General features: G+C 39.8%; 9 protein-coding genes. 1 reads left to right on the top strand and 8 read right to left on the bottom strand.

Annotated features, from left to right (window positions below):
• Window positions 1-403: 403 nt before the first annotated feature.
• From MSG36_RS10635 to MSG36_RS10670, 8 genes are all read right to left on the bottom strand, one after another.
• The gene (locus MSG36_RS10635; RefSeq protein ID WP_248367696.1) at window positions 404-3,001 is read right to left on the bottom strand and encodes an Ig-like domain-containing protein; all 2,598 of its coding nucleotides are present in this window, start codon (window positions 2,999-3,001) and stop codon (window positions 404-406) included.
• 200 nt (window positions 3,002-3,201) lie between these two features.
• Window positions 3,202-3,921 carry a hypothetical protein gene (locus MSG36_RS10640; RefSeq protein WP_248367697.1) on the bottom strand — a complete coding sequence of 240 codons (720 nt, stop codon included), beginning with the start codon at window positions 3,919-3,921 and terminating at the stop codon, window positions 3,202-3,204.
• 520 nt (window positions 3,922-4,441) lie between these two features.
• Entirely contained in the window at window positions 4,442-5,245 is an 804-nt protein-coding gene (locus MSG36_RS10645; RefSeq protein ID WP_248367698.1) for an outer membrane beta-barrel protein, read from the bottom strand.
• 1 nt (window position 5,246) lies between these two features.
• Window positions 5,247-6,275, bottom strand: a complete 1,029-nt coding sequence (locus MSG36_RS10650) for a hypothetical protein (RefSeq protein ID WP_248367699.1) — start codon at window positions 6,273-6,275, stop codon at window positions 5,247-5,249.
• On the bottom strand, window positions 6,275-6,997 hold the full coding sequence (locus MSG36_RS10655; RefSeq protein WP_060980398.1) for a hypothetical protein: 723 nt from the start codon (window positions 6,995-6,997) through the stop codon (window positions 6,275-6,277). Before MSG36_RS10655 ends, MSG36_RS10650 begins: the two co-directional genes overlap by 1 nt.
• Before the next feature lie 10 nt (window positions 6,998-7,007).
• Complete coding sequence (locus tag MSG36_RS10660) at window positions 7,008-9,731, bottom strand: TcfC E-set like domain-containing protein (RefSeq protein ID WP_248367702.1); 2,724 nt, start codon at window positions 9,729-9,731, stop codon at window positions 7,008-7,010.
• Between the two features lie 23 nt (window positions 9,732-9,754).
• Complete coding sequence (locus MSG36_RS10665) at window positions 9,755-10,270, bottom strand: hypothetical protein (RefSeq protein WP_060980399.1); 516 nt, start codon at window positions 10,268-10,270, stop codon at window positions 9,755-9,757.
• Between the two features lie 69 nt (window positions 10,271-10,339).
• Complete coding sequence (locus tag MSG36_RS10670) at window positions 10,340-10,852, bottom strand: hypothetical protein (RefSeq protein WP_248367704.1); 513 nt, start codon at window positions 10,850-10,852, stop codon at window positions 10,340-10,342.
• A gap of 337 nt (window positions 10,853-11,189) precedes the next feature.
• Here MSG36_RS10670 and MSG36_RS10675 point away from each other — a divergent pair, with 337 nt between their 5' ends.
• Complete coding sequence (locus tag MSG36_RS10675) at window positions 11,190-12,113, top strand: helix-turn-helix transcriptional regulator (protein ID WP_248367706.1); 924 nt, start codon at window positions 11,190-11,192, stop codon at window positions 12,111-12,113.
• The last annotated feature ends 130 nt before the right edge of the window (window positions 12,114-12,243 follow it).

Here is a 12,243-nt window from a genome sequence, read left to right on the forward strand (position 1 = left end):
ATCAACGCGTCTTCGGAGTGTATCGCTGTGCTACCAGATAGTAAGTAGAAGTGGGGGCCCGTTCTTATCGTGATATCTTCTGCAGGTCAGGTTATCGAGGGATTTGATACGATAAGAATGGGAGGTGCTTTGGTTTATCCACTCTACCCACAGATTTTGAACCGGCGACGGTGTCGCCTGAGCGGCCTACGGCCGAAAACAAAGAGACTCTACCTATTAGAGTGCTTTGTATGAATCGTTTATCCTATGGGTCATGTTTCCGAATAAGCCCATAAAACAACTCTTGAGTTTTGTTTCAATATCCATATTAATCCTTACTGAGTTAAAAAAATAAACCGCTACCCTCTATAAAAAGAAAAAACGGCCCTGCGGGCCGCAAACTCTAGACGTTGAACATTAAACCTTAAGAATCTGATACGCACGAGGCGTAGCCCTGACTGGATGGCGAGCCGCTGCCGTTGCCGTTGCTGCTATCGCGGAGGACCGCGTAGTAGAAGTCGGAACCATCCGGCGTCGACGACCAGTAGTAGTAGCTGACCGCCCAACCCTTCGCACTGAACATCATACCTAGGTCAGTGTGAAGCCTCGATAACTCACTACGTGTTGCTAAACGCCAATCACTCTTACCGTTGAGCTTAATTGTGTTATATTGAGTACAAAGTTGGCTGGCCTCAGATTGTGTAAATCTGCCGAATACGCCATGATCAGGGCCATATAGACCAGATTCAGTAAACAATAAATTATAGTTGGAGTAGTTTATCGCTTGTAAAAAATTGGTACTTGGAGTACCGGTATACAGTAGCCCGTTGTTCTTGGTTATTTTAATGCAGTCGCCTGCGGCGTTTTGTTTATCATTGTCCCCGACCTGGCCACCACATATTTTATACCCAGTATAGGTAACTTGGCTCATCGCGTCAGTCTGTGTATTGGTTGTTGTGGTGTAAGATGAGGTCACATCAAAGGTCATGGTCGTTGTTGGGGTTTGATAGTTTGTATCCCACTTTACCCGCACTTTTTGCTCTCCTGATTCATCGGTTTGAGGCGTTTTCGCTTCAAGAATCGGAGTGACCGATTCTCCGGTGTCTGGGTGCACTTCTGGACTTACCGTTGAAATAACAGAGTAACCTACTACTGGGTTTCCATTTTGGTCGGTCAAGGTTGCAGTAACCTGAGCACCTTCCACTGACAGATAATCCACAGTATCAATCGTTGCTTGTGATGTCACTTTAGCCGTTGTTTCATCGCCAATGAACGTAACGTCATAAGCTTGAGTAATGCCAGTAACATCAAGAGTTAATGTGACGGTTTCCGCTTTAAAGCTGGTTAAGTCAAACTCTGCTATACCAAGACTGTTTGTAGTAACACTGTCACTTGCCAAAGACACATTTGCGCTATCGACAGAAGCCGTAACACTGACACCTGACATCAATTCTTGGCCGAGTTTTAATTCAACAATTACAGAAGCAACATCAACCCCATCCGCGACAGCTTGCGTATTTGAGCCAGGCAACAGAGTCATTAAACCTTGCTTAATACATGTGACATAATAAGCATCGGTAAAGTCCACAGCACCTGAATTGTTTACGCCGTCGGCCATATCAACCCACATAGGCAGTTCTGTTGCATCATCATAAGCAATGTATGTTGCTTGAGTCGGCCAGCCATGTAACACTTGGACATTTGTATTAGCGGTCATCTGCTTAAGTTGATCAACCGTCGGTAGCGATGCAGCTTGGCTTTCACAGTATGCTACGGCTGACGGATAACGAAAACCTGCCATGTTGACCGCTGGGCTGTAACCGTCGTCTACGAGCAACTGATCATAAACAGTACCTGCATTTGTAGCATCTACCGCGGTAGGCGGCCCAATATATAGATCCGCCAGGTACGAAATGTCGCCCCATTTTGCTGATTGGTTTGGATCTATTACATCAACACGAATCAACCCCATATCATAAACACCGTTATGATCACTCACCCCAAAACTAATGTAGTGATAGCCAGCAGAGTACGCTTTAAATTCAATAATTTTGTTGTTGGTAGCCAAAGGATTCTTTGCTGTAACTTCTGCGTCAAAAGCTTCAACATAAACCAACTGATAATCATCACCATCATCTGACGTTACAAAATCACTGATATCAATATCTTCTGAGACCAAAACCTCAACCGTGTCTGGGTATATAAGGTTATCTTCGATAGTAAAACCTTCGTTTGCTTGATAGCCTATGGCAATATCCAAAACTCCCATCAAAACAAGATTATTACTAACATCTTCTAAGGTATAAAGAACGCGGTCAACACCCGTAAAATCGGTTGGCGGTGTATAATCTATAACCTGCAAATCGTTCTCATCGATTGTCGCTACACTTCCAAGATCGTATGGAAGCGTAATCTCTGTTAATACGAACTGATCATCTAACGAGTAGCCCGTTTTAGCTAACTGTTCTTTCAGCAAAACACCCACTGATTCGTTAACCAGCGTTGTTTCACTTATCGGAATCAGTTCCGTCGCACTCGGATCACTACTTACAGCAACACGAGTGATCGCAGAGCTCGAAGCTTCAGAGCTACTATCACTCATTGCCATCGGTGCTTCGCCAGAGCCACTCATGGACGATAATGTTTTAGGTGACACATGATATCGGTAATCACACACTTTGGTGTCTTCAGCTCGAATAACAAAACCTGATTCTGTCTTGCTTTCTATTTGGCAGCTATCATCATGCGATAAGATTTCTACCTCATTAAGAGTAAAGCCACCACCAGTCGATGAGAGTACTTTTGACGATAGATCAACTTCATACAAATTTGCATAACCAGTCGAGTACGTAGCATCTTGAGCTGAAACCGTTGCATTTTGAGAAGTAGCACTGCTTGTGACGCTTCCCTCACTGCCTTCACCACCACACCCAAAAAGTGTCAGAGCAATAGAGACAACTACGCCCAAAGGAGCGGCACCCAAAGGAGCCCCCCCTCTAGACCTATTATTTAAAAGGTTCATATTGATTCTCTTTAATCTTGTTTCACTAATTTATTACAATAATTCTATTGGTAGTAGAAAACATTGTATTGGGCATTTTGTTTTTATAGACTGCGGTAGTGCCATGTCGAATAAAAACGACTATCACTACTTGGAAAATAAACCTTGGACAGCACTGGTTTAATTGAAGGCCCTAATTATTTCAATTAAATCCAGTTCTCTTACTGAGCTGCCAATACCATTTCTTTAGAGTATTTTTTATCGTGAGACGTTACCGTTACATTAAGTCGATCATTTTGTGTATCTTTTGCGAGAGAGAATATTTTATCCCTGCCAGATATAACGGTAAACTTTTGTTTACATTGCTTATTATTATCTGTGGTACATGAATTAACATAAACATTGATCAGAGTGTTACTATTATTATCTATACGTAGTTCATCGCCATTATTAATAATTTTATAATCAAAAATTGGCTTTTGGGTTGGAATGATATAAATAGGCGAAAAACCATAGTTAATTTTCACACCAATCGCTCTTCCCCCTTCTTCTTTATAAGAACTAGGCGTAAATGGCAGCATAAACATCAAGTCTTTACTGTCATCACAAGATGCATTGTGGCATAAACTGCGAATACCCACGTCTTTCTCTTCACCAGGTTTTAGCACTAACCTAGGGTGTGTTAGTGATATTTTCCAATCATCTAAGTTGCTTCTTGTATAGCTATTACGAACGATCTTATTACCATTGACAACTCGAATTTCCTCTACTTTCCCACTAACAAAGATTGGCTCAGACTCATCATTAGTAAGCGTAATAATACCATTGCCTTTTTGATCCGAAAACACGACCATTTTGTCTACATTAAATGCGTTGGCAGACGTAGAATTCATCGCTATAGAGATCGCGAATGTTATGAATAGCCTCATTTCAATCTTCATATTGCTCTCTTATAAAAGTGACTAAATTCAAAAAGTTACTCATCTACTTTACTCAGTGCATATATAACACCAATCGCGAAAACAATAAGTACATACATATTTAAAATATTAGGTCCGACCATAATTTAACTCTCTTTTATTTAGTCTTAATGCCTAAGTTTCGGAATCAAAGAAAATCTTGACAAACTCCAAACTGTTTTCAGGTCAGTAACCCGGTTGGCAAGCATTATGGCAAGTTCGGATTTAAAGGTATTGGGCATTCCTGAATTTCAAAGATGCGAGATGCGAGATTAATGCTATAAAAAAGTAGATAATTGATTTTCATCATTCCATTTCTAAATTTAATTGACTAGAAGACCAATTATAGATAACTTTCAACCAAACTAAATAGAATTAATAAAAATTATTTCTAACAGGTGATATTTAGTGTTGGTTAAATTTTAACAACCGATAAAAAAACACTGCCTAAAAAAGACAGTGATGCTGTTTAAAGGAAGGGAGTTTAATCTAAACAGCCAATTTAATTTAAACAAATAGTTTTCGTGTAAACTATTATCTCTCCGGGGTAAATCAGGTTCAAATCACGATTATTTAGATTTTTATTTTCTTCAATCAATTCATCAAATGAAATTTCAAACTTCCGTGCAAGTTGATACAAATGGTCTCCACTAGCCACTCGGTATTCAATTAAGCTTTGTTGGCATATTGGTTCCTTTTTTACTGGTACGATAGGTGCCACTTGAGGTTCTGGCGTTAGTAACTCGGTTGGCTCCTCAATTTGCTTTTCTACACTTGGCCTTGGGCTAAAGTCTGAAATGTCATCTTTGGGATTATTGCTCGAAAAACGATAGATCATTTGTACATTAAATGCATATAAATCATCATTTTGGCGTACCAAATCAAATACGCCTTGGTAACCAAGGTCGGCATACCAATTTTGACTCAATTGATACTGAAGACCAAGTGAAGCCGTTAGATTTGTATCGTTACTTGAAAGCGCTCCCCCTAGTCCAGCATAGAAAGAGGCAAAATCACTGACGGGTAGCAATAAGTCGGTTTCAACCATTACGGCACGTAAGCTATCTATTTCAGGGTCAGAAAAGGCAGAAAAATCAGCATAGCCAAGTTCAAATATTACGTTTTCGTTAATATGGTAACCCATCGACGCTCGATAACCGAGCGCTTCAGTCTGTCCCATGTTGTCATCAAATGCAGAAAACGTCATGCCGCCACTCATCTGAATTGGCAATTGATCTGCAGATGCACTAGCACTAATAGATAAGAAGAGTACAATAAACGATGGTATTAGGTTCATTTTTTTCATCTTAAATACCAGGCTCCAACATTATCATTACGTCATCAGAATATTCCCCGGAAACAACCGAGCTGCCCTCGATATCGTAATCAAAGTCTAAAGTAAACTTAATACTTGTTTGCACTCCAGCATCTCCTGCAATAGCTGTTTTTTGATTTATTAATTGTCCGTCAGTGACTAAGTTACCAGAATTACACAGATCGCAACGAATGCTATAAGGAATAACCACATCATCGCTATTAACTAATTCGTATGACTTTTGAGGCATGGTTAAAACAATTCCGTCATTAAAATAACCGTTCGCTGTAATATCGAATGACGTTTCCGATCTTATTCTTTTAGCAATTGTGTCGTATTCTGGCGTCATGTCCCCATTTCCAGATATAAAAATGCTGTCTAGTTGAACAGGCTGGTAATCAAATGAAAAAAGCATCACTTCATTGATGTTACGATAAGTCGTAATGCCGTCATTTTCATAGTAGTAACGAATATTTACCGGCACGGATGAGGAATATTGCCCCTCTGGTAGACCACTTAATGCAGAGACTATTGCATTTTCGTTAATATCAAAAATAGGTCTCAGGAAAATAAAAGGGCTCGACTTTTGCTCGTTAGTCAAAAGAGTTGACGAAACACAGTTCGCGCCTTCAACAGTAATAATAGGAAGTGAGACTTCATCAAATGTGCACCCTCCTCCGCCCACCAGATTCGCTGACGGTGTTAATTCAATTCCAGTGGTATTGTATTGCATTCCCAAGAGATCTATCGGTATCAATGGTGAGGTATTCCCATTCCCGCCAACTAAAGTCATCTCGGTTGAAGTTGCACCCGAAAACGTCGCGGCCGCCCAAGCCTCTGAAGCCTGCAGCATAGGAGGAGTTTCCCACGTACTTGGAAGCATTTTACCGTTGTAACGTGTCACATTGTCCCAACGAACACCACCAGCCTTCACTTCCGCGCGGACTTCAAACGCTGCTTGAGCCATGTTTGAGGTCAATAATGTAATAAGCGCCGCAGTATATAGGGTACGTCCAGGCATTAGATTTTCCCTCTCGTTACCGTTTCTTTCTTTAAATAGCTTTTGTCGTGAGATGTCACGGTAACGGTCAACTCGTTATTTCTCATAGCTTTGGCTAGAGGGAACGTCTTATTTCTTCCCGCTACAATAGTAAAATTTTGCTTGCACTGGGCTGTATTTTTAGCGCTGCACGCATCGATAAAAAGGTTGAGCATGGTATTACTTTTATTTTCGACTCTCAGGCTATTACCGTTGTTGGTTAATTCGTAATCATAAGTTGGTTGTGTTGTGGGAATAATATAAACAGGTGCGAATCCGTAATTAACTTCCACACCACTCGCTATCTCACCAGGCCTGTATTTACTTGGAGAAAAAGACAGCATAAACATCAAATCTCGTGAATTATCGCATGTAGTGTTGTGGCATAAACTACGTATACCAACGTCTGTCTCTTCTCCAGGTTTCAAAACTAACTTGTTGTGCGTTAGCGATACCTTCCAATCGTTTAAATTTTCTCTTGTATACTGTTTTTTTTCTACATGCTCTCCATCTACAATATTTATTTCATCCACCTTCGCTTGGACAAAAATAGGTTGAGACTCGTCGTTGGTTAACGTAATAATACCGTTACCTCTATCATCAGAGACAATAACCATTTTATCTACCGTAAAGGCTTGTACGCTTATAGATAACGATACGGCGATGAGTGATACTAATTTTAGTAGAACTTTATTGAATTTCATTTCCCCCTCCTTAATTAACTTGTGCGACAGGGTATGTAATAACATTGGTGCGATAAAAGCGTCTTGCCAACAGTTTTAACTGATCGATATCTTTTTGATAAAGAGCTATTGTTTCCGCCATGTTTATAGATTCATGAGCTATATAGATTGCCTTAAACGAACCCACTTCTTTCTGAATAATTCGGTAGCCATGTGATTCGAGCTTTTCAAGTGCTTTATTCAGTTCGGTAGAGCTTTCGTATGCACCTAAATACATCGCCTTTAGCTGTTCATTTGAATCAATCAAATCTATTTGCTTGTCCTGGGCTATTGGTAAACAATAGTTCTGACCGAAATTCATCTGATTTGTTGAAGTCAGTTCATAAGGCAGTAAGCATTGGTTTTCTTTCGCTGACAATTCAAAGTTCATGCCTTCCAATACAGTTACCCGATAAACACCATCGGCCATTTCATTGACTTCAATACAACCTTCTCCATGACATTCTACTTCGGTAATAGGTTGTTCTGAGATGTCATTAAAGGCACTGACAAACGAAACGATACGACTGATTCTTGGCTCTATAGAAGCAACTGTTCCTGGGTGTGTGAATACAGTTACGTTGCTATCACCAGAGTTGTAAAGGTCAACGCTCTCTGAATCAAAATTGGCGCGATATTGACTATAGTCTTCCAAAGGCACAATGGTTTCATCGTTATATACGATGAACTTACTGTTGTTTCGCCCTTCTTTCTTAAGAGAGAAGTAACCTTTTTCATCAAGCGTCTGCTCTGTGTTCTGCGACTCATGAATATCGACGAGCGTATAGGATGTTGCCGCTTTATCGGTAATATAAACGCCGTCAGTCGTCACAATTTGAGTACTAGACAAGCCAACATTGATGCCATTCGTGCCATTGGTTGACGTATGTGCAGAGGCATTCATTCGAGCGTATTTAGTCGCACCATTCGTCGCCAAAAGTGCATCTTGACGCATATCATTTTGTTGTCGTTCGTAGGTATTGCTCACCTCAAGCGACGTATTAAAAGCGTCTGAGTCAATTAGCTGATTTCGTCTTACTGTTGTTTTAAATTGATTAATGTCGTCACTATCACTCGTCAGTCCCATGATGGTTTCTACAGTGTCTGACAACGGAACAGTCCACAATAAATTGATTGATGTATCATCTGTTTCAACTGCATGATCGACGTTAATATTGACTCGTGAATTCAAGATCGTAGGCGTGCTGTAACCAACTGAAAGAAACTGTGACTCTTCATCCAGCCCGCCGATACGATCAAGTGACTTATCGTTATGTAGTGAATAAACCGCATATATGGACTGTCCCCCATAGAGGTTGTACGAAGAATTTAACGATAGACGTGAATAATCGGCATATCCGTACATATAAGAAGCAACTGGATCTCCAAGTTCATTATCTAGAGTCTCATAAGATAGACTCAAATAAGGAATACCGATATTAGCGCTCAAGTGAGATGCATCTTTGAATTGGTTGTACACAGCTTCGGCACTCAAGTCCCAATCAATCAGATTATATGCACCACCAACGGTGTACATTGTGCCACTATCCGTCACCAAGCCGCCCAAGCCTACTTGCAACGAACGGGTGAACTGGTAGTTGGCTAATGCCTTGCCATAAACATCGTCTTCAACGTTTTGAATACCATGTTCTGTGTAGTCGTAATGGCTTCCTGAAAACATACCGACAGTAGCAACGAAATCCAAATCCCCCTGAGTCAGAGAGTCACTTTTGGTATTATATACTTGATATGTCTGGGTACTAATAACTTGCCCACCACTTGTCACCTCAAGCACGACTTCATAGCGACCTGATGGTAACTTGCTATAAGGAATTGAGTTCTGCCCTTCTGGTACGTTATCTTGAAAAATTAATCTACCATCACGAGAAACTTGTACACCGCCACTTGTTGGCGCATAAAAGCTCAAAACTTTATCGTTATTATATCCACCTACGAGCAACTTTTTAGAGGTACCTACCGTGAGCGAGTTTTGAGCAACACGGGCGGTGTTATTCAGGAAGTCGGTAGAGTTAACCTCTGGTTCAAATTCAAAATGACCCGCTTTTATTGAGTAAGAATCGATATCTAAGTGATACGCCGCTTCATACAATTCAGAACCGCTATCACTGTTGTTGGCATTGAAATCAGTTTTGAGGTACCCGTAGGGCAACCCAAGTGTCGTTTTATTATTTAAAGAAACGATTGAGTCTTGATCTTGATATTCACTCACGTACAGATCAAATGAGTTGATTAAACCATTGTGTTGACTCAGAGATGAGTGGTATGGCAGTTCTTCATTAACAAGCGAGTATGACAATACTTGTGGAGAAACAAAAAGGTAAGCTTCTTGATCGTTATAGTTTTGTACAATTTCAAACGTCTCTGGATACAATTCACATTCATCGAGCTTACCTAAACACTCAGACTGATCTTGTATACCAACCATTAATTGATCTATGATCTTCCGCTGATACTCAACCGACACCGAATTATCATTTAAATAGTCAGATACCTGTGCGATCGCTTTTTTATTATGCGAGTCTAATTTTAACATGTTAAATGACGTTAAAAATGGGATCGGTGAAGTCATGGAACCATCTAAGTTACGCATACGAATTTCTGATTCTTTCAATTCAAACAGCTCTTCAAAACCTTCAGGAATATTTTGGCTATAGCTTGAATACGAAAACAAAGGTAATAGAACTAAAATTGCCATTGTCGATAGTTTGAACCTTAACATTATATATCTACCTCAATATTGAACTCTATCTCACCATTACACCTCTCCGGCTGACCTGTTGTGGTGATATCTTTAAATGATTTAAAACTTAATATAATGTCATGCTCACTGTACTTATTAGCACCATCATTCAAATCGAAATTTGAAAAAGAGACGGATTCTCCCTCCGATATAATTTGCCCATCAATCGTTAATTGAACGAAATCATCCTGAACATTACTCACCCCGGAGTAGTCGGTACAAGTTGACATATTTTTCGTTAACGTTGAAACATAAGGAATATCCGAGGACTCAGACGGAATATCGGTTTCAATTCTTAACTTGGTTTCAGCGTCATCAAACTTTCTTTTATCTTGATTTGACGTCAACTCCAAAACCGCGGGGGAAAATTCAACAGAAGTAATTGAATGCGTATAAAGTTCGCCTACATCTAAGGTCGTGTTAATGTATAGCACTTTAGAATAGGCGTTAGCATTCATACTTATGAAAGCTAATAGTATTAAGACTTTTTTCATATTGACTACCGTTGCAGAAAAATAAGGCTCGTAATTATTACAAGCCTTTAATCGGGAATCTTCTACAAATTAAACAACGTCAGCCATAACTGTTACTGATGCTGTAACATTAGTATTACCTACTTCAGCTTCAGGTAATGCAACAGTCTGCTTAATTTTAACACCAATAGTCTCTTCACCAGAAATAACATCACCAGGAGTTACAAGTGCGTCATTGACATAAACTTCAACAATTTGAGCAGGGTTTGAGGCATTGTCATATTTTACTAATGGTGTATCAATAGACCAGTTAGTTGAAGTTAATGCACCAACAATAGGGGCCGCTGCGTCACCGTCATTTGTGCGAGCCTCTAGTTTGATAGCCTCGCTTTCAAACACACCTTGTGTGTCTGGTTCGATAGTACCGGTAAGCGCTGTCATATCACCATCAAAGCCAGTGATGATAAGGTCATCTGACGCGTTAGTTGTTGGAACAGGACCGGACCATGTGACAATTGCATTTGGAGCTGCATTAGCGCCTGCACTTACAGCCATACCCGTTAGAAGAATTGATGCTAGTACGCTTTTTTTTAAGTTAAACATTTCACTTTCCTTTAAATAATTTATTAAATAGTAATCTGGACCCGATGATTTTGAGCGTCCATCGCTCGTCGGTAAGCAGATGAGGCACATTTTGAGGAATACTAGAAAAGAAATATTGGGCATTTTAAAATTTTGCTTAATGAACATGCCGAATTTGAAAAAACCACCTACAATTAAAGTGGCGAGCTAGCTACTTTTCATCTGAAATAAAGAGGATGTCTAGCATTACGTGTGAGATTAAACTTAAATTCAAAGAATGGTTGATACACTTAAACAACGGATCAATACTAAGATCATTGTTAACACTAATATTAATAAAGATATTTAAGGTAAGGGAATGCCACTCACATTTGCACTCTTTTTAGAGCAAGTCAGGAAGAATAGAGATTTAACCCAACAGGAAATGCTTGAATTGCTTATCGAGTCAGATACGACGTTATCTAAACTCGATCTCACTACACTTAGCCGCTGGGAGCGCGGTGTTACAACCCCAAAATTAGCAAAGCAGCTACTCATAGCGCGGAGCATGGGTGCCGACGTTGCGCTATTAATCGACCCCGATGCCAAAGCACCAATTAAAAAAAGAAATAATTTCGAACAAGTACGATCAAGAAGCCTTAATCCATATAGCTCGAACTCATATAAGTTTAAGACCTATCACTATGAATCGCTAACTGACAACCCAGAGTTATGTCAGAAGCTTCAAGCATTCCATGCTGATTACTTAGGGATGAATATAGAATTATCGGACTTCCAAAGTCGAAATTTAATGCTTGAGGTATTTGTTGACGAAACAGGTCAGTTAATTGGACACCTCCTTTATGGATTCCTAGATACTTCGAAGTTGTCCTCACAATGCGTCCCTGACAAGCTATCAGAATGTCAGTTTATCCTTCCTGAGGAACACCAAGACACCAACTTAACCGTGTATATCATCTCGGCTTATAGTTCATTGGCATCGCCAAGAATGACCATTATTTTAATGATCTTGGATATATTGCGAAAAAACATCAATGTTAAAGATTTACAAGTCAACTGCCACGATCAAGAGGGATATTCCCTTTATGAATCAAACTCAGACTGTGAATTGATTAACAAAGGTGAGGCTTTGCCGTTTGGAGGAGTAAAAATTTATGGCAAACACTTTCGTTATGTAAGAATTAAAGCCAACACAGAAAGTATTTTGGCATCTAAAGTTGTTTCAGATATTGTTCCATTTACGAGTGAATACATACAGAGCCTATTAGACAATCACTCGTAATTACCGCCTAAGCTCTTGTATCCTTAGCTCTAGAAATATAAAGGCCTTTGGCTATTTGGATGGCACACTTTCATATTGACACTCAAATTGGAAACTGAACTCGATAAATAATAAAAACGCACTAAATCAA

The sequence above is a fragment of the Vibrio sp. 1CM8B genome (assembly GCF_023161685.1).
GTDB classification, from domain to species: domain Bacteria; phylum Pseudomonadota; class Gammaproteobacteria; order Enterobacterales; family Vibrionaceae; genus Vibrio; species Vibrio coralliirubri.

Bases quoted from the DNA above. Each gene is read 5' to 3' on its own strand.
- MSG36_RS10675 (WP_248367706.1), top strand. From the start codon at position 11,190: ATGCCACTCACATTTGCACTCTTTTTAGAGCAAGTCAGGAAGAATAGA.
- MSG36_RS10635 (WP_248367696.1), bottom strand. From the start codon at position 3,001: ATGAACCTTTTAAATAATAGGTCTAGAGGGGGGGCTCCTTTGGGTGCC.
- MSG36_RS10670 (WP_248367704.1), bottom strand. From the start codon at position 10,852: ATGTTTAACTTAAAAAAAAGCGTACTAGCATCAATTCTTCTAACGGGT.
- MSG36_RS10640 (WP_248367697.1), bottom strand. From the start codon at position 3,921: ATGAAGATTGAAATGAGGCTATTCATAACATTCGCGATCTCTATAGCG.
- MSG36_RS10650 (WP_248367699.1), bottom strand. From the start codon at position 6,275: ATGCCTGGACGTACCCTATATACTGCGGCGCTTATTACATTATTGACC.
- MSG36_RS10645 (WP_248367698.1), bottom strand. From the start codon at position 5,245: ATGAAAAAAATGAACCTAATACCATCGTTTATTGTACTCTTCTTATCT.
- MSG36_RS10660 (WP_248367702.1), bottom strand. From the start codon at position 9,731: ATGGCAATTTTAGTTCTATTACCTTTGTTTTCGTATTCAAGCTATAGC.
- MSG36_RS10665 (WP_060980399.1), bottom strand. From the start codon at position 10,270: ATGAAAAAAGTCTTAATACTATTAGCTTTCATAAGTATGAATGCTAAC.
- MSG36_RS10655 (WP_060980398.1), bottom strand. From the start codon at position 6,997: ATGAAATTCAATAAAGTTCTACTAAAATTAGTATCACTCATCGCCGTA.